Origin of the sequence: Bacillus sp. ISL-35 (assembly GCF_018613355.1) — a bacterium.
In the GTDB taxonomy this organism is placed as follows: domain Bacteria; phylum Bacillota; class Bacilli; order Bacillales; family Cytobacillaceae; genus Mesobacillus.
This window is the reverse complement of the sequence record NZ_JAGGQK010000010.1, coordinates 90,945-107,980: the sequence shown is the minus strand read 5'-3', so window position 1 is coordinate 107,980 and position 17,036 is coordinate 90,945. Positions and strand designations below refer to the sequence as shown.

The following is a 17,036-nucleotide window of genomic DNA, read 5'->3' as shown; positions in this document are numbered from 1 at the left end:
TTATTGCTTGAATAGATATATTTTTAAAATAGAGGAGTGACATGGATGGCTTTAACAGCAGGTATTGTTGGACTTCCTAACGTTGGGAAGTCAACATTGTTTAATGCGATCACACAGGCTGGTGCTGAATCAGCCAACTATCCGTTCTGTACGATTGACCCGAATGTTGGAATCGTTGAGGTTCCTGATCATCGTTTAACTAAATTGACTGAGCTGGTCCAGCCGAAAAAGACGGTACCGACTGCTTTCGAATTTACTGATATTGCCGGTATCGTTAAAGGTGCGAGCAAGGGTGAAGGACTTGGAAATAAGTTCCTTTCCCATATCCGCCAGGTAGATGCAATCTGTCAGGTTGTTCGTTGTTTTGCAGATGACAATATTACTCACGTTGCGGGTAAGGTAGACCCTATTTCTGATATTGAGGTTATCAACCTGGAATTGATTCTGGCTGACATGGAATCTGTTGAAAAAAGAATCAGTCGTGTTGAGAAATTGGCTAAGCAAAAGGATAAGGAAGCTTCTTTTGAGTTTCCGATTCTGGCACGTCTGCGTGAAGCGTTTGAAGCCGAACAGCCGGCTCGTGCAGTTGAATTTACGGAAGAAGAAATGAAAATCGTCAAGCATCTTCACTTATTGACGATCAAGCCAATGCTATATGTTGCCAACGTCGGTGAAGAAGATGTTGCAGACCCTAGTGGCAATGAGTATGTCCAAAAAGTCCGCGAGTTCGCAGAAAAGGACAATGCGGAAGTCATTGTCATCAGTGCGAAAATCGAGGAAGAAATTGCTGAGCTTGAAGGCGAAGAAAAAGAAATGTTCCTTGAAGAGCTGGGAATAGAAGAATCAGGTCTGGACCAGTTGATCCGTGCGGCATACAGCCTGCTTGGACTGGCTACCTACTTCACAGCCGGTGTCCAGGAAGTACGCGCATGGACATTCCGTCACGGAATGAAAGCACCTCAATGTGCTGGCGTCATCCACTCCGACTTTGAGCGAGGATTCATCAGGGCAGAAACAGTCCACTACGATGACCTTCTTGCAGCGGGATCCATGACAGCTGCCAAGGAAGCCGGAAAAGTCCGCCTTGAAGGTAAAGAATACGAAGTGAAAGACGGGGACATCATCCACTTCCGCTTTAATGTATAATCAAAAATCAGCCCTGCCGAGATGCGGGCTGATTTTTTTATTTAGCTAAGGCTGTTTTCGTAAGAATTGTTGTTAAAATCCTAAAGCCGATTTTAACGTAATAGACCCCTATTTTGGAGGTCGTTATCAAGTTTGCATGCTCTTTTCTCATAAAAAGTGTCTACTATACGAAGGAATACAGCCAATTCAAACCATTTTGTATTCAAAAGCAACAAAGTTTGAGAAAAGAGCCTTAGCTAAAAATAGCTTGGACAAAAATACGAACATATGTTAGTATTTTATTATAGAAATCTATAACAAAGAAACAGCAAAAGTAGGTTCATTTCATATTGCGTTGCTTTTGGATAGGTTCTGTGATATAATTTCATCTTGTGAGTAATTAAACAATTACTCCTTGCCCTGTAATGGGGCCGTTTAGACCAAAAGGAGGTGACAGTGATGAGAAAGTACGAAATTATGTACATCATCCGCCCAAACATTGAAGAGGAAGCTAAAAAGGCTCTTACTGAGCGTTTCAGCACAATCCTTACAGACAACGGTGCGGAAGTTGCAGAAGCTAAGGAATGGGGCAAACGCCGCCTAGCTTATGAAATCAATGATTTCCGTGATGGCTACTACCAGCTTGTTAAGGTAAACGCTACTCCGGCAGCAGTTGAGGAATTCTCTCGTCTTGCTAAGATCAGCGAAGATATCATTCGCCACATCGTTATTAAAGAAGAAGAATAATAAATGATACAAATATAAACTTTCAGCGGAAGGTGTTTCACATGGAACATCCATGCTGGGGGGAAGGAGTTGATTCTGATGATGAATCGTGTCGTTCTTGTCGGCCGTTTGACCAAGGATCCTGAATTGCGTTTCACACCGAATGGAGTTGCAGTTGCTACTTTCACGCTTGCGGTAAATCGTTCATTTACCAACCAGCAGGGGGAAAGAGAAGCAGACTTCATTAACTGCGTGGTATGGCGCCGTCCAGCTGAAAACGTTGCTAACTTCTTGAAGAAAGGCAGCCTTGCAGGTGTAGACGGACGTGTCCAGACTCGCAGCTATGAAGGACAAGATGGTAAGCGTGTATACGTTACAGAAGTTCTTGCTGAGAGTGTTCAGTTCCTTGAGCCAAAAGGGCAGTCTTCAGACAGAGGGGATAGCGGTTATTCCCGTCAAAATGATCAAGGTTCCCCATTCGGGAATCAAAATCAGAATCAACGCCAGAACCAAGGTTATACAAAAGTAGATGAAGATCCATTTGCAGGTGGCGGCCAAATCGACATTTCAGATGATGATCTTCCATTCTAATATAACTCGGACATGAACTTTAATAAACAAGGAGGGAAATGACCATGGCAATGGGTGGACGCAGAGGCGGACGTGCAAAACGCCGTAAAGTTTGCTACTTCACAGCAAACGGAATTACTAAAATTGATTATAAAGATGTTGATCTTCTTAAAAAATTCATCTCTGAGCGCGGTAAAATTTTACCACGTCGTGTAACTGGAACTAGCGCTAAATATCAGCGTAAATTGACAGTTGCAATCAAACGTTCTCGTCAAATGGCATTACTGCCATACGTTTCAGGCGAATAATGATCGGTTTTAAAAGGCAGCGGGGCTTCCCGCTGCCTTTTATATTACAGAGAGCCAAAATAAGTTGCTTCTGCCTTTCTGCAAGCTATATGCCGCTTTGGTTGCTTGTCCGTAATTTACAGGATAAAATAGTTCTTATCGGTTAATTTAGATTTAGTCTGGCCCGAAAGTGTTTATCCTGGAGATATAGTCAGGCATAATCATGAGGCTGACGCTTTGAACGCTTGTCATGGCTGACCGAGGCGCTTACGCTTTTAGATGAGGTGAAATATGAAAAATACATACAAGCTGACAGAGGGTGCGATCCTGTTGGCGATTTTTGCTGTTATGTTGTTAATTACTTTGTATATTCCCGGATTGGGGATGATTGTGAACTTCTTTTTATCCTTGCCGTTCCTGATGTTCGGGGCTAAGCATGACTGGAAAAGCACCGCTGTTTTTACGCTGGCGGCTGTTTTGCTATCGATGATTCTTGGCTCGTTCCTGGCGATTCCGCTGGCTTTGGCTTTTGGAACGACAGGAGCTGTCATGGGTTATATGGTGAGGGAAGGGAAAAGCAGGTTTGCTGTTTATATCGCCGGCTCCGTCGTGTTTCTGGTGAATTTAGTGGCACAATATGCTTTGTCGATTGTTCTATTCAATATCAATTTCATTGATGAAATGGTGACAGTGTTCCGTTCCTCTGTGGACCAGGCGATTAAGATGCTTGAACAAATGGGCCAGACACCTGATGAGAAGCTGGTCAGCCAATTTGAAACAATGGTTGATATGATTGAAGTACTTGTGCCAAGCATGTTCGTCATGTCTTCCTTTTTAATCGTGTTCCTGCTGCAGCTTGCTTCATTTCCGTTCATGAAACGGTTCGGCATCAAGGTGCCAGTATGGCGTCCGTTCCGGGAATTGAATCTGCCAAAAAGCATTCTATGGTATTATCTGATCACGATGATCGTTGCACTGGTGATGCAGCCTGAACAAGGGACATATTGGTTCTGGGTGATTTCCAATCTATCGTTCATCCTGCAGATGCTGATGGTCCTTCAGGGGATTTCGTTCGTTTTTTATTTCACACATATAAAAGGGTACACGAAAGCTGTCCCCATTATCGTGATTGTCCTGATGTTCCTCCTGCCATTTATTCTTTATATTGTGAGGTTATTAGGTATAATTGATTTAGGGTTTGATTTAAGAAAACGTCTGGGAGAGAAGAAGTAATCAGAAACTAACGCTTTAGGAGCTGAGCACATGCCTTCTTATTTAGAGAGGCGGCAAATACGTTATCCATTGTATGGATTGATGGCCGTAACACTGGTGCTAATTGGATTTCTGTCTTTCTATAACTGGATTATAGGGGCTGCAGGGTTCATTCTCACTGGCCTGTTGATATATTTGATTTTTCAAGTGAATCATAAAATTAAGGAAGAAACGGAAGAGTATATTTCCACCCTTTCTTACCGCGTGAAAAAGGTCGGCGAAGAAGCTTTGATGGAAATGCCGATCGGGATCATGCTAATCAATGATGACTATTATATTGAGTGGACGAACCCGTTCATTGCCTCCTGTTTCAATGAAGACTCGCTTGTCGGAAAGTCTCTGTATGATGTAGCCGATGCTGTCATTCCATTGATCAAGCAAGAGGTTGAAACGGAAATCATCACTCTTCATGATCAGAAATTCAGGATCATCCACAAACCTGAGGAGCGGTTGCTCTACTTTTTCGATGTGACCGAGCAGGCCGAAATCGAAAAAATGTATCATGATGAGCGGACGGTCATCTCCATCATTTATCTAGATAATTATGAAGAAGTGACGCAGGGGATGGATGACCAGACAAAAAGCAGTCTGAACAGTTTGGTTACCTCGATTTTGAACAAATGGGCTACCAATAATGGTGTTTTCCTCAAAAGGGTTTCGTCAGAGCGCTTTATCGCGGTATTCAATGAGCATATCCTCCGGCTGCTGGAAAAAGGCAAATTCACTATCCTTGATGAGGTAAGGGAGACGACATCGAAGCAAAATGTCCCTTTAACTTTAAGCATTGGTGTCGGCACTGGATATTCCTCTCTTCCCGAGCTAGGTACACAAGCACAATCCAGTTTGGACCTTGCTCTGGGACGTGGCGGAGACCAGGTGGCAATCAAGCAGCCTAATGGAAAGGTCAAGTTTTATGGAGGAAAGACCAATCCTGTTGAAAAGCGCACAAGGGTAAGGGCACGAGTCATATCCCACGCGCTAAAGGAACTCGTCATCGAAAGTGACAAGGTCTTGATCATGGGCCACAAGAACCCGGATATGGATGCGATCGGTTCGGCAATCGGAATCCTTAAAGTTGCCCAACTGAACAAGCGTGAAGGGTTCATAGTCTATAATAAAAACGAGATTGATACTGGTGTACAACGCCTGATGGATGAGATTAAACAAAACGAGGATCTCTACTCCCGTTTCATCACACCGGAACAGGCATATGAAATCGCCTCCGATGACACTTTGCTGGTCGTTGTCGATACTCATAAGCCGTCACTGGTGATCGATGAGAAGCTTTTGAGCAAGATTGAGAATGTCATCGTCATCGACCACCATCGCAGGGGCGAGGAGTTTATCAAAAACCCGCTGCTTGTCTACATGGAGCCCTATGCTTCCTCGACGGCAGAGCTTGTTACGGAATTGCTTGAATACCAGCCGAAGAATGGAAGAATCCAGATGCTAGAAGCCACTGCTTTATTGGCTGGGATCATCGTCGATACGAAAAGCTTCACCTTAAGGACTGGGGCGCGGACATTCGATGCCGCTTCCTACCTGCGCAGCCATGGTGCGGATACTGTTTTGGTCCAAAAGTTTTTAAAAGAAGATATCAATACCTATATTAAAAGAGCAAGAATCATTGAGAATGTTTATTTTTACCGTGATGGCATTGTCATTGCAAAAGGCTCGGATGATGTTCAATGTGACCATGTCCTGATTGCTCAGGCCGCAGACACGCTTTTGACTATGGATGGTGTACAGGCGTCATTTGTTATATCCCGGAGAGCCGAAGACACGATTGGCATCAGCGCAAGATCATTAGGTGAAGTCAATGTCCAGGTCATCATGGAAAATCTCGAAGGCGGCGGGCATTTGACCAATGCAGCAACGCAAATGTACGATCTTTCAACGGACGAGGCAGAAACACTTTTACAAAATGCGATAGATGATTATTTAGAAGGGGGACAAAAAGAATGAAAGTAATCTTTTTGAAAGACGTTAAAGGAAAAGGCAAAAAAGGCGAAATCAAAAATGTGGCAGATGGCTATGCTCATAACTTCCTGATCAAGCAGGGACTTGCTGTAGAAGCTAATCAGGCCGCTATGAGTTCCTTGAACGCACAGCAGAAGAAAGAAGAGAAAATGGCAGAGCAAGAGCTTGAGGATGCGAAGGCGTTGAAGGAAAAGCTGGAAAAAGTAACGGTTGAATTGTCTGCAAAGTCCGGTGAAGACGGCCGTCTCTTCGGTTCGATCACAAGCAAGCAGATTGCCGATGAATTGCAAAAAAACCATAAAATCAAACTTGATAAGCGCAAAATCGAGATGCAGGATGCCATCCGCACGCTAGGATACACAAAAGTTCCTGTGAAGCTTCATAAAGAAGTTCAGGCAACATTGAATGTCCATGTAAAAGAAGGAAAATAATTTACAGTTCCATAAAGTCATAAACATGATAAAATAATATAGTTACAGAAATAGGTGATCGGTTCTTCTGATCACTTTTTTTCAATTACAGTAATTTTGTAAGGGGGCTGGCAGATGAGTGAATTATTCGCGGATCGACTTCCGCCGCAAAATATGGAAGCGGAACAAGCCGTACTTGGTGCAATTTTTTTAGAGCCATCAGCTTTAACTCTTGCTTCAGAAATCCTGTTACCAGATGACTTTTATCGTGTAGCACACCAGAAAATATTCAGCGTCATGCTGGATTTGAGTGATAAAGGGAAAGCAATCGACCTCGTGACCGTCACAGAAAACCTGGCATCTTCCAAGCTGATTGAGGATGTTGGAGGGGTCAGCTATCTAAGCGAATTGGCTGCGTCCGTGCCGACTGCAGCAAACATAGAGTATTATGCTAGAATCGTAGAAGAAAAATCGCTGCTGAGAAGGCTGATCCGAACAGCTTCAGGCATTGCCGAAGATGGCTATATGCGTGAAGATGAAGTCGAAGCATTGCTGGCCGAAGCAGAAAAGAACATTATGGAGGTTGCCCAGCGCAAAGGCGGCGGGGCCTTTCACAATATAAAAGATGTCCTAGTCAGGACTTATGATAATATCGAGGAAATGCATAACCGTAAAGGGGATATCACCGGGCTGGAGACTGGATTTACCGAGCTTGATCGTATAACTGCTGGCTTCCAGCGAAATGACCTGATCATCGTTGGTGCCCGTCCTTCTGTTGGTAAAACAGCGTTCGCCTTGAACATCGCCCAGAATGTTGCAAAAAAGACAGGAGAGAATGTCGCGATTTTCAGTTTGGAGATGGGGGCAGAACAACTCGTCATGCGTGTCCTATGTGCTGAAGGAAACATTGATGCCCAGAGACTGCGTACCGGTTCTTTGACCGATGAGGATTGGGGAAAGCTTACGATGGCGATGGGCAGCCTGTCCAACACAGGTATTTTCATCGATGATACTCCAGGTGTGAAGATCACCGACATCCGCTCAAAATGCCGCCGTTTAAAGCAGGAACATGGACTTGGCATGATCATGATCGACTACCTGCAGCTGATCCTTGGAAGCGGCCGTGCCGGCGAAAACCGCCAGCAGGAAGTATCGGAAATCTCACGTTCCCTTAAGCAGCTGGCACGTGAACTGCAGGTTCCGGTCATCGCCCTGTCGCAGCTGTCCCGTGGCGTGGAACAACGTCAGGACAAGCGTCCGATGATGTCCGATATCCGTGAATCCGGATCAATTGAGCAAGATGCCGATATCGTTGCGTTCCTGTATCGTGATGATTACTATGACAAGGAATCTGAGGACAAGAATATCATCGAAATCATCATTGCCAAGCAGCGTAACGGCCCGGTAGGAACTGTAAAGCTCGCCTTTGTAAAAGAATATAATAAATTCGTCAACATTGAGAACCGATATGACGAATCGTACGCTCCACCAGGGGCATAATGAGAATTGACCAGTTTGGTTGATTCTCTTTTTTTATAGTCGCGCAACTAAACAAGTTTATTTTACGAACGAATGAATTATTATATAAATTTAATGTTCGTGTTTTATTGACTTACACCCATGTTTACTGGTAAACTTTATATGTTTCAAACGGAAAAATAACCGTATTACCTTTGGAGGTGCTTTTTATATGTCATCCGTAGTAGTAGTTGGAACACAATGGGGAGACGAAGGAAAAGGGAAGATCACAGACTTCCTTTCAGAAAATGCCGAAGTGATTGCCCGTTACCAGGGGGGAAACAACGCAGGCCATACGATCAAGTTCAATGGTGAAACATATAAACTGCATTTGATTCCATCAGGAATTTTTTATAAAGAGAAAATCAGCGTCATCGGGAACGGAATGGTTGTCGATCCAAAAGCACTTGTACAGGAACTTGCCTATCTTCACGATAAGGACGTGTCCACTGACAATCTTCGAATCAGCAACCGCGCACATGTCATCCTTCCATATCATTTGAAGCTGGATGAAGTGGAGGAAGCAAGCAAGGGTGCCAATAAGATCGGCACTACAAAAAAGGGAATCGGCCCAGCTTACATGGACAAGGCTGCCCGTACAGGAATTCGGATTGCTGACTTACTGGATCGTGAAGTATTTGAAGAAAAGCTTGCCCGCAACCTTGAAGAAAAAAATCGCCTGTTTGAAAGAATCTATGAAACAGAAGGATTCAAGCTTGAGGACATTTTGGATGAGTATTATGAATTTGGCCAGCAAATAAAGCATTATGTTGTTGACACTTCCGTCGTGTTGAATGATGCTTTGGACGAAGGCCGCCGAGTGCTGTTTGAAGGCGCCCAGGGAGTAATGCTTGATATCGACCAGGGTACATATCCATTTGTCACATCTTCCAACCCAGTCGCTGGCGGAGTGACAATCGGATCTGGAGTAGGGCCAACGAAAATCACTCATATTGTTGGTGTTTCAAAAGCTTATACGACCCGTGTTGGTGATGGTCCCTTCCCAACTGAACTGGATAATGAAATTGGCAACCAGATTCGTGAAGTAGGACGTGAGTATGGTACAACAACAGGCCGCCCGCGCCGCGTTGGCTGGTTCGACAGCGTCGTCGTCCGCCATGCTCGCCGCGTCAGTGGAATCACGGACCTATCATTGAATTCCATCGATGTTCTGACTGGGATTGAAACGCTTAAAATTTGTGTGGCCTATCGCTATAAAGGCGAACTGATCGAAGAGTTCCCGGCTAGCCTGAAGGCCCTCGCTGAATGCGAACCAGTCTACGAAGAACTGCCAGGCTGGACCGAAGACATCACAGGCGTGAAATCACTCGATCAACTGCCGGAAAATGCAAGACACTATCTTGAGCGCATTTCACAGCTGACAGGTATTCCATTATCCATCTTCTCCGTCGGCCCTGACCGCACCCAGACAAACGTCGTGCGCAGCCCTTGGAGATCATAACTAATATTAATAAAGCCCCTGATCATGGAGATCGGGGGCTTGTTTTGTTACCAGGGCGGTTATCCAGTATTTTCCAAGTCGCGGAATTAAAGTGGTATTGCGCGGAAATGACAGTGTGATTCGCGGGAATAGTCCATAAATTCGCGGAATTAACCAGTAACTATGTAATTTTCGAGCATGAATCATTCCAAATTAGAGGAATGGCCACTGAATTCGGGGGCAAATTGCAGGATAAAAGAAAAAAGAAAAAAAGTTTTATTAAAAATATATACAAAAGATAAAATGCTATGGTAATATAAACAACGTTGTCACTAATTCGACAAAAAACGATAAATTTTCATTAAGAGCCATTAGCTCAGTCGGTAGAGGGTTGCTAGCTTCATCGAATCTTCTTCATCGGCAACCTGCGAGAAATACCGAAGGTCTTTTGAGCACAGGTTCCAAACAAAATTCATTTAGGGTATAAAATAAATTTACGAGCCATTAGCTCAGTCGGTAGAGCATCTGACTTTTAATCAGAGGGTCGAAGGTTCGAGTCCTTCATGGCTCACCATTGCTTTTTAACGAAAATCATTTTGTTTTGCTTTTTTATATGGCCCCTTGGTCAAGCGGTTAAGACACCGCCCTTTCACGGCGGTAACACGGGTTCGAATCCCGTAGGGGTCACTTTATTACATATTTAATTGAATAGTATCATGGCTCAGTAGCTCAGTCGGTAGAGCAGGTTGCTCACATCCTCGACTAAGCTCCAGCGGCAACCTGCGAGAAAGACCGAGAGGTCATTCGAGCAAAGGACTTAATCAACACAATGTTTAGGGAACTTTATATTATCATGGCTCAGTAGCTCAGTCGGTAGAGCAAAGGACTGAAAATCCTTGTGTCGGCGGTTCGATTCCGTCCTGAGCCATTAAAAAAGGGAGCGTGTCTAATGACATGCTCTCTTTTTTTTGTAACAGTTTTGTAATAAAGTCAGTAATCTTCCTATTTTTAACATGTTTGTATTGGATTTAACAAGAAGGTTCAAAAACATTCATCCGAAAGTAGGGGAATACCCTGATATTACTAGGTTTTCGACTTATTTTTCATCAGGAGGATAGGAAAATAGATCGATATAAAATGGCATTTATCTGACAAAAAACGTAATAAAATGTCAGCTATTATACATTTTTGTTACATAATGAAGACTAGTCTTTCCTGCGATACATTATATGGTAAAGTATAAAGGTACAATTATCAGATAATAGTTATATAGAACTAGACTAATAGTGTTTGACCGTTGTAGGAGGATCAGGATGAATAATTTAAAACATAGGCTGTCCAATCTTGCCGGCAAAACATCTAAAGAGATGAAGCCAGCAATAAAAAAGTCAATCATGGCTGCGGTTACTGTAGCTGCATTGTCTTTTGGTGCGGGAAGTGCGGCACATGCGGCAGAATCTAAATTAACAACAACGACTGTATTTTATGTGTATGTAAATGATAAATTTGTAGGCACTGTAGCAGATAAAACGCAAGTAGAGAAACTGGTAGAAGCTGAATTAGCAGCTGCCAAGAAGGACTATGCTGACCTGGATGTCGACCTGGGCGTGGATGTATCTTATATTCCTGAGCAAGTGTTCAGTTCAGCCACAGACTCCAATACAAGTGAAGTATTGGCTGAGCTTAAGAACCAGATCAATGTCCAGGCAGAAGCTTCGGCTTTAATCATTGGCGACAAACCTGTTGCTTATTTAAAAGACCAAAAAGCTGCCGATGAAGTACTCCAAACCTTAATGCTTGAATACATTACTGAAGAAGAATTGGCAGAAGTGGAGAGTAGAGAAAATTCTTCTAATCTACCATTACCCGAAGTGAAAGAAAATGAAACTCGTTTATTAGACGCTAGTTTCACCAAAGAAGTTTCACAATCAGAAGAAAAAGTTGCTCCTGAGAAAGTCCTTTCTGTCAAGGAAGCTGTAGAGCTTCTTAAAAAGGGTACTCTTGAAGAACAGAAGTATCAGGTTAAAGAAGGAGATGTATTGGGAAGCATTGCAAGTGACCACAACCTTGAGCTTGCCCAATTGCTTTCCTTAAATGAAGGGTTGGAGGAAAATTCAATCCTCAAGCCTGGTCAAGAACTTAATGTAACGGTTTTGAAGCCTTTCGTTGAAGTTATCGTTGACCGTCAGGTATATGCTAAGGAAGAAGTGGCTTTTGAAAAAGAAGTCATTGAAGACCCTACAATGCCTAAGGGTGATACAAAGAAGAAGCAGGAAGGCAAGGTCGGTATGAAGGGCATGACCTACTCACTGACTGAACGAAATGGCAAGGTAATCAAGAAGGAAGTCATCAAAGAGTCTGTCCTTGAGGAGCCAGTGAAGGAAATTATCGTCAAAGGAACCAAGGTTATGCCTTCCCGTGGAGATGGTACTTTTGCATGGCCGACCAATGGCGGTTACATCTCAAGCCGTCAGGGTTACCGCTGGAGCAGGATGCACAAAGGTATCGATATCGCAAGGCCAAGCAATTATACAATCAAGGCAGCTGATAATGGAACAGTAGTCTATGCTGGTAACAAGGGCGATGGATACGGCAACAAAATCATCGTCGATCACAATAACGGCTACCGCACCATGTATGCTCACCTTGCTTCCATCTCAGTAAGCGTAGGCCAAACCGTTTCTCGCGGTTCACAAATCGGCATCATGGGAAGAACAGGAAACTCCACTGGCATTCATCTTCATTTTGAAGTTTATCAAAATGGCAAGATTATTGACCCTTTGTCTAAGGTAAGTAGATAAAATTAAAACTTATAAGAAAAGTCTCTAGCCAAACTAGAGACTTTTTTTATTACAGGTCCCTCTTTGTATAGTACCGATATAAGCCAGTTATTTTAATGTTATGGGCAGGATTGGTACAATTGGGAAGAGAAGAATAGAAGTTGTATAACAGAAAAATTCAGTTTTTCTCTGATTTACAGTAAAATAGATAAGATAGCATTTTTAAAAAGAGAAGTTTTTTCATATACGAATGATAATATGTTTTTAAAAGGAGAATTGGTATGGAGAAAAAAATCCTGGTTGTAGATGATGAGAAACCAATTGCAGATATTCTGCAGTTCAATTTAAAAAAAGAAGGTTATGATGTTTACTGTGCATACGATGGAAATCAAGCAGTAGAGATGGTCGAGGAAGTTCAGCCTGATTTGATTCTGCTTGATATCATGCTGCCGATGCGTGATGGCATGGAAGTCTGCCGTGAAGTCCGCAAGAAGCACGAAATGCCAATTATCATGTTGACGGCAAAGGACTCTGAGATTGATAAGGTTCTCGGCCTTGAGCTTGGGGCGGATGACTATGTGACGAAGCCATTCAGTACGAGGGAATTGATTGCAAGGGTAAAAGCAAATCTTCGCCGCCATCAAGCAAATGCAGTCAAAGAGGATGAGCAAGAGGAATCAAATGAAATTAGCGTTGGTTCTTTGACAATCCATCCTGATGCTTATGTTGTTTCCAAAAGGGGAGAAACAATTGAATTGACGCACCGTGAATTCGAGCTACTTCACTATCTTGCCAAGCATATTGGACAAGTTATGACAAGGGAGCATCTTCTTCAAACGGTTTGGGGTTATGACTATTATGGTGATGTTCGTACCGTGGACGTTACTGTAAGACGTCTTCGCGAAAAAATCGAAGATAATCCTAGTCATCCAACGTGGATCGTGACAAGACGAGGAGTAGGCTACTATTTAAGAAACTCTGAGCAGGAGTAAGAACAGGAATGAAAAAAGTAGGTTTTTTTCGCTCCATACACCTTAAATTTGTGCTTATATATGTCCTGCTTATCCTCGTAGCAATGCAGATTATCGGGGTTTATTTTGTCCGTAAGCTTGAGACAACACTGATGACTAATTATCAGGAATCTGTTAAATCCCGAGTGGACCTGCTGGTGTATGACGTCCAGGAGGAGATGGTCAAGGAACGTGGGAAGGAAGATCCTACGAAAGAGGAAGCGATTAGAGAAATATTAAAAGAATATAATTTTAGAACCAGTGATATTTCGGAAATCCGGGTAATTGATGGCAGCAGTTTCAAAATACTTGGAACATCAAGTACGAGCAATCAGGGGCTGGTTGGCCAAAGAACACCTGACGTCAAGATTAAGCGTTCGATCATCTTTGAAGAAGATGAAGATGTCATCCAGCTGGATCCGAAATCGAATAAAAGAGTCTGGGTACTATCCACCCCTATCATGCATAACAGTGAAGCGATAGGCGCTGTCTATCTTGTAGCAAGGATTGATGATATCTTTGACCAGATGAATGATATCAATAAAATCCTGGCTACCGGAACGGCGATTGCTCTGATATTTACGGCCGTTTTGGGGATTTTACTGGCACAGACGATCACGAGGCCGATTTCCGATATGCGTAAACAGGCACTGGCGATGACAAGAGGCAATTTTTCCAGGAAGGTTAAAGTGTATGGCTACGATGAAATAGGCCAGCTCGCGATTACTTTTAACAATCTGACGAAAAAGCTGCAAGAGGCACAGGCCACTACGGAAGGCGAGAAAAGAAAGCTCAGCTCCGTTATTTCCTATATGACAGATGGCGTCATTTCAACGGACCGCAAAGGGCGGATCATCCTGATCAATGATCCTGCTGAGCAAATGCTGGGTGTTTCACGTGAAACAGTGCTTTCACAGCCATTGGTTTCTGTACTTGGTCTGGATGAAAACTATACATTTGAAGATTTACTGCAGGAGAAGGATTCAATCGTCCTTGATTACAGTACGAAAAGCAAGCCATTCATCCTTCGTGCAAATTTTTCGGTCATCCAGAAAGAAAGCGGCTTTGTAAATGGATTGATTGCTGTTCTTTATGATGTTACCGAACAGGAAAAAATCGATATAGAAAGACGGGAATTCGTTGCGAATGTATCCCATGAATTGCGGACTCCATTGACGACGATGCGCAGCTACCTGGAGGCCTTGGCTGATGGAGCGTGGCGTGATGAAGAGATTGCTCCGAATTTCCTTGAGACTACCAGAGGAGAAACAGAGCGCATGATCCGTCTGGTCAATGATTTGCTGCAGCTATCCAAGCTGGACAGTGTGGATTACAGGCTTTCAAAAGAATGGGTGGACTTCCCGGTGTTCTTTAACCGAATCATAGATCGTTTTGAAATGACAAAGGAACAAAATGTATCCTTCGTGAGGGAAATACCAACCGAAGCCATTTTTGTAGAGATAGACGAAGACAAAATCACCCAGGTGCTGGACAATATCATTTCCAATGCAATGAAATACTCACCAGAGGGCGGGACCATCACGTTCAAGGTGAAAGAACTGGACGATCAGATTGTCGCAAGCATCTCTGATGAAGGTGTCGGGATTCCTAAGGATAATCTTGATAAGATTTTTGATCGTTTCTACCGAGTCGATAAGGCCAGGACACGAAAACTTGGCGGAACCGGACTTGGACTGGCGATTGCCAAGGAAATGGTCAATGCCCACGGAGGAAGAATATGGGCAGAAAGTGTGGAAGGCAAAGGAACAACCGTTCAATTCACTCTTCCATATGACCGAAGTGCAGGTGATGATTGGTCATGACATATGAAAATATAAAATCTGTTATTTTAACATTCCTTGTAGCATTGAGTGGTTTATTAACCTGGAATATATGGACCTATCAGCCAGATTATGAGTTAGTCAATAATCAAAAGACGGTTGAAGAAATAAATATTGCTACCCAGAAAGAACTCAAGAAAATCGTCAAGCCACATCAGATTATTTATCATGTGGGAGGCAAGCAGTTTGGTTCTGTGGACAATGCTTACATTGATGGGATTATTGGTGTTATTGCCAAATGGAAGTACTTTGATGTTGAAAAGTATCCTGGGAGAGTCAGTGAATTTAACGAAAGAATGGTCCAGGGGGGCAACACCGAAATTATTTTCCCGGATGAGGTTCCTATAGAGCTCTATAAAAGGGTATTGAATATTACCGAAAAGGATATCCCAAAATTTGATTTCGACCGTATTATCATCAATTCCGAGACACAGCAAAAGCAGGAAGGAATTGTCTACTTTTTTTCACAAAAAAACCAGGAAGTCTATGTCAGCAATGTCAGTCCAACCTATATAAATGATTTTACTGACAAATTCTATGAGTCTGCCAAAAGGCTGACACCATATTTCCTTTATACGGTATCTGATATCAAGAAGATCTATTTGCCAACTGAAAAAGTTGAAATGGTCATGCATACCTATTATCAAAACCCTTTGGATTCAGACCAGTTCAAAGAAGCTCTTTTCACGGACCCAAGCTTTGTGCAGCGGAGTGTGGTGGATGGCATTGAGGAATATACCGATGATGCCAGCAAAATGATCGTGGATACGCAAACAAATATGATTAACTATGTGAATCCTGTCCGGAGCGGGGATTCGGTCATCGGCACGAACAATGTTTTACAGAAAAGCATCGAGTTCGTTAACGAGCATGGCGGCTGGACGGAAATGTACCGTTACGTTTATAAGGATGATTTTAACCAGAATGTCCTTTTCCGTCTGTACAGCAAGGAAGGATATCCTGTGTTCAATCAGATCGGCATGTCGGAGATTTACCAGCAGTGGAGGCAATCGGAAATCAGCCGGTATTTACGACCCGGATTCCATTTGGAGCTCCCTTTGAACCCGGAAGTCGTTACGAAAACACTGCCTTCCGGTTATCAGGCACTTGATTATCTCCAGCGAAAAAAAGATTTCAAACCATCTTTGCTGCAGAATATGATGCCGGGTTACTATATGTCGCAGGGGCCTGACAATTCAGTAATTCTGCTAGAGCCAGGCTGGTTCTATTTGTACGACCAGGAATGGCGGCAGCTCATATGGGAGGAGGAATTGAATAATGGATTGGAGTAGGATTAAGACAATCTTTATTCTGACGTTCCTCGTCCTCGATATTTACCTTGTATATCAGTTCATGAATACGAGGGATGCAGCGCAGTATGAAATTCCGCGAGAAGCACCGCTTGAGGAAAAACTGAAGAATGATGATATCACCTATGGTGAACTCCCTGAGGCGAAAAATAAAGAACAATATCTTAGTGTGAGGGCCAAGGTATTCACCACAGAGGATACGGAGAAGGTCAAGGGGCAGTCCATCAGTCTCGGGGATGGTACATCAATGGAAGCTAAGCTCGAAAAGCCGCTGAAATTGACGAGCAAATTCCAGCCTGCTGAACTGTCTGCCTTTATAAAAGCGAATATTTTTGCCGGAGAGCAGTATAAGTTCTGGAGCAAAAATGATGAGGCCGGAACGATTACGTACTATCAGGAGCATGACCAAAAAACGTTTTACTATAACAGCAACGCAAAATTGACTTTTTATTTTAATGAAGATCTTGAAGTGACTTCGTACAAGCAGACCTATTTGGAAATCATTGATGAGCTTTCGGATGCAGAGGAATTGCTGCCGCCGCTGAGGGCACTGGAAACCCTTTATAAAAAAGGTTTGCTTAAGCCAAAAAGCAAAATTACCGATTTTGAACTGGGATATTCCACGTTGGTATCCCTGACAGCTTCCCATGTGGTGACGCCAACATGGAGGATTGAAGTCAATGGCAAGGAAAACCTGTTTGTACATGCATTCGAAGGTCGGGTCATCCCGTTGACAGACGGAGAAAATAAAACGACGGAGTGAAGA

14 protein-coding genes and 3 tRNA genes are annotated in these 17,036 nt (G+C 43.2%); all 17 read left to right on the top strand.

Translation table 11 applies throughout. From position 1 onward, the window contains the following. Nucleotides 1–45: 45 nt before the first annotated feature. Nucleotides 46–1,146 (top strand): redox-regulated ATPase YchF, encoded by a 1,101-nt coding sequence (gene ychF / locus J7E38_RS15065; RefSeq protein WP_214705298.1) that lies wholly within the window; start codon nucleotides 46–48, stop codon nucleotides 1,144–1,146. A 438-nt stretch (nucleotides 1,147–1,584) separates the two neighbouring features. Beyond that, nucleotides 1,585–1,872 (top strand): 30S ribosomal protein S6, encoded by a 288-nt coding sequence (gene rpsF, locus J7E38_RS15060; protein WP_214705297.1) that lies wholly within the window; start codon nucleotides 1,585–1,587, stop codon nucleotides 1,870–1,872. A gap of 78 nt (nucleotides 1,873–1,950) precedes the next feature. Further along, nucleotides 1,951–2,442, top strand: coding sequence for a single-stranded DNA-binding protein (ssb, locus tag J7E38_RS15055; protein WP_214705296.1), 492 nt, complete (start codon nucleotides 1,951–1,953; stop codon nucleotides 2,440–2,442). A 50-nt stretch (nucleotides 2,443–2,492) separates the two neighbouring features. Further along, complete coding sequence (gene rpsR, locus J7E38_RS15050; RefSeq protein WP_079507585.1) at nucleotides 2,493–2,729, top strand: 30S ribosomal protein S18; 237 nt, start codon at nucleotides 2,493–2,495, stop codon at nucleotides 2,727–2,729. A 270-nt stretch (nucleotides 2,730–2,999) separates the two neighbouring features. Further along, the gene (locus J7E38_RS15045) at nucleotides 3,000–3,941 is read left to right on the top strand and encodes a YybS family protein (RefSeq protein ID WP_214705295.1); all 942 of its coding nucleotides are present in this window, start codon (nucleotides 3,000–3,002) and stop codon (nucleotides 3,939–3,941) included. A 30-nt stretch (nucleotides 3,942–3,971) separates the two neighbouring features. Continuing rightward, nucleotides 3,972–5,945, top strand: coding sequence for a DHH family phosphoesterase (locus J7E38_RS15040; protein ID WP_214705294.1), 1,974 nt, complete (start codon nucleotides 3,972–3,974; stop codon nucleotides 5,943–5,945). Next, the gene (rplI, locus tag J7E38_RS15035; RefSeq protein WP_214705293.1) at nucleotides 5,942–6,391 is read left to right on the top strand and encodes a 50S ribosomal protein L9; all 450 of its coding nucleotides are present in this window, start codon (nucleotides 5,942–5,944) and stop codon (nucleotides 6,389–6,391) included. Before J7E38_RS15040 ends, rplI begins: the two co-directional genes overlap by 4 nt. A gap of 114 nt (nucleotides 6,392–6,505) precedes the next feature. After that, complete coding sequence (dnaB, locus tag J7E38_RS15030; RefSeq protein ID WP_214705292.1) at nucleotides 6,506–7,870, top strand: replicative DNA helicase; 1,365 nt, start codon at nucleotides 6,506–6,508, stop codon at nucleotides 7,868–7,870. A gap of 190 nt (nucleotides 7,871–8,060) precedes the next feature. Then, nucleotides 8,061–9,350 (top strand): adenylosuccinate synthase, encoded by a 1,290-nt coding sequence (locus J7E38_RS15025; protein ID WP_214705291.1) that lies wholly within the window; start codon nucleotides 8,061–8,063, stop codon nucleotides 9,348–9,350. A 477-nt stretch (nucleotides 9,351–9,827) separates the two neighbouring features. Then, nucleotides 9,828–9,903: transfer RNA gene (locus J7E38_RS15020), tRNA-Lys, on the top strand. A 41-nt stretch (nucleotides 9,904–9,944) separates the two neighbouring features. Further along, nucleotides 9,945–10,016, top strand: a tRNA-Glu gene (locus J7E38_RS15015). A 168-nt stretch (nucleotides 10,017–10,184) separates the two neighbouring features. After that, nucleotides 10,185–10,257 (top strand) — tRNA-Phe (locus tag J7E38_RS15010). 385 nt (nucleotides 10,258–10,642) lie between these two features. Then, nucleotides 10,643–12,130, top strand: coding sequence for a M23 family metallopeptidase (locus J7E38_RS15005; RefSeq protein ID WP_214705290.1), 1,488 nt, complete (start codon nucleotides 10,643–10,645; stop codon nucleotides 12,128–12,130). Between the two features lie 260 nt (nucleotides 12,131–12,390). After that, the gene (gene yycF, locus J7E38_RS15000; protein WP_214705289.1) at nucleotides 12,391–13,101 is read left to right on the top strand and encodes a response regulator YycF; all 711 of its coding nucleotides are present in this window, start codon (nucleotides 12,391–12,393) and stop codon (nucleotides 13,099–13,101) included. Nucleotides 13,102–13,109: 8 nt separating this feature from the next. Further along, on the top strand, nucleotides 13,110–14,942 hold the full coding sequence (gene walK, locus J7E38_RS14995; protein ID WP_214705288.1) for a cell wall metabolism sensor histidine kinase WalK: 1,833 nt from the start codon (nucleotides 13,110–13,112) through the stop codon (nucleotides 14,940–14,942). Next, nucleotides 14,939–16,252 carry a YycH family regulatory protein gene (locus J7E38_RS14990; protein WP_214705287.1) on the top strand — a complete coding sequence of 438 codons (1,314 nt, stop codon included), beginning with the start codon at nucleotides 14,939–14,941 and terminating at the stop codon, nucleotides 16,250–16,252. Before walK ends, J7E38_RS14990 begins: the two co-directional genes overlap by 4 nt. Then, nucleotides 16,239–17,033 (top strand): two-component system regulatory protein YycI, encoded by a 795-nt coding sequence (locus J7E38_RS14985; RefSeq protein ID WP_214705286.1) that lies wholly within the window; start codon nucleotides 16,239–16,241, stop codon nucleotides 17,031–17,033. The genes J7E38_RS14990 and J7E38_RS14985 overlap by 14 nt, the downstream gene beginning before the upstream one ends. Nucleotides 17,034–17,036: the final 3 nt, after the last annotated feature.